Here is a 1,164-nt window from a genome sequence, read left to right as displayed (position 1 = left end):
AGACGCAAGCCTGGTGATGGCCGGCCCGCAGGCACCCGAGGGTCGCGGCAGCCTGCGCGCGGCCGGCGAGGGCACGAACGCGCTCGTCACGGAGTACCGCCGCAGGGCCGCGACCGTGGCCCAACTGGCCCGCCCCGCACACGCGGTCGACGTCCGGCGCTCGGCCGGCTCCTTCGACTACCGCTTCGACACGACGGCACCGGTCGACGTCGAGGCGGACGGCCAGTGGCACACGGTGCCGGTCAGCGAGGTGCCGGTCCATACCGAGTTCGAGTACGTCTGCGTACCGGCGCAGGACACCGCGGTGTTCGGCACGGTCCTGGTCACGAACACCTCCGCGCACCCGCTGCTCGCCGGCCCCGCCGACGTGATGGTCGACGGCGACTTCGTCCGTACCGCGGCGTTGCCGACCCTCGCCCCCGGGCAGCGGCAGGCGGTCGGCCTCGGGGTGGCCGAAAGCGTCCAGGTCGCGCGGCGGGCCCATATGCGCGAGTCGACCGCCGGGCTGCGCGGCGGCACGACGGTGCTCGACCACACCGTGGAGGTGGAGGTCGCCAACCGGTTGCCGTACCCGGCGCTCGTGGAGGTGCGCGAGCGCATACCGACCTCGGCCGACAAGGACGTACGGATCGAGGAACATCGCGCCGAGCCGCGCTGGACCGACCCCGGCGCGCCGTTGGACGGCCAGGAGGGGACCTACGTCCCCGGGGCCCGGGTGTGGCGCGTCACGCTGGAGCCGGGACGGACCGCGACCCTCACCGGGGGGTTCGAGATCCGGTTGCCGGTGGGGAAGTCGGTCGTCGGCGGAAACCGGAGGAACTGAACCATGACTGCCGCCGCGGACTCCTCGCCCGCCCCGGACCCCGCGTCCGCGTCCACTTCCACTTCCACCACTGTTCCCGCGTCGACTTCCTCCGGCCCGGGCGCCGCCGCCCAGCAGGACCTGCTCCACCTGCCCATCACCGCGGTGACCTGCCTGGAGGACCGCGCCCAGGTCGAACGCACCGGCACCGTAAGGCTCGTCGCCGGTGTGCAGCGGCTGCGGGTCGGACCGGTCACGCCGCTCGCCGTCGACCGCTCGCTGCGGGCGGAGATCTCGGTCCGGCCGGCGGACGGCGAGCCCGCCCCCGCCGCCGACTTCAACCCCGCCGCCGACTCCAATCT

The 1,164-nt window shown here is 74.2% G+C and carries 2 protein-coding genes; both read left to right on the top strand.

All coding sequences use genetic code 11. The annotated features are described in order from the left end of the window. On the top strand, positions 1–823 hold an 823-nt coding region (locus tag AC13HU_RS37480; protein ID WP_483046473.1), incomplete at its 5' end, for a DUF4139 domain-containing protein. Between the two features lie 3 nt (positions 824–826). Further along, positions 827–1,164: DUF4140 domain-containing protein (locus AC13HU_RS37475; protein ID WP_483046472.1), on the top strand; the 338-nt coding region annotated here is incomplete at its 3' end.

The organism is Streptomyces sp. NH27 (genome assembly GCF_056859195.1).
Note: the sequence above shows the minus strand (reverse complement) of the source record. Positions and strands in the feature narration are given on the sequence as shown.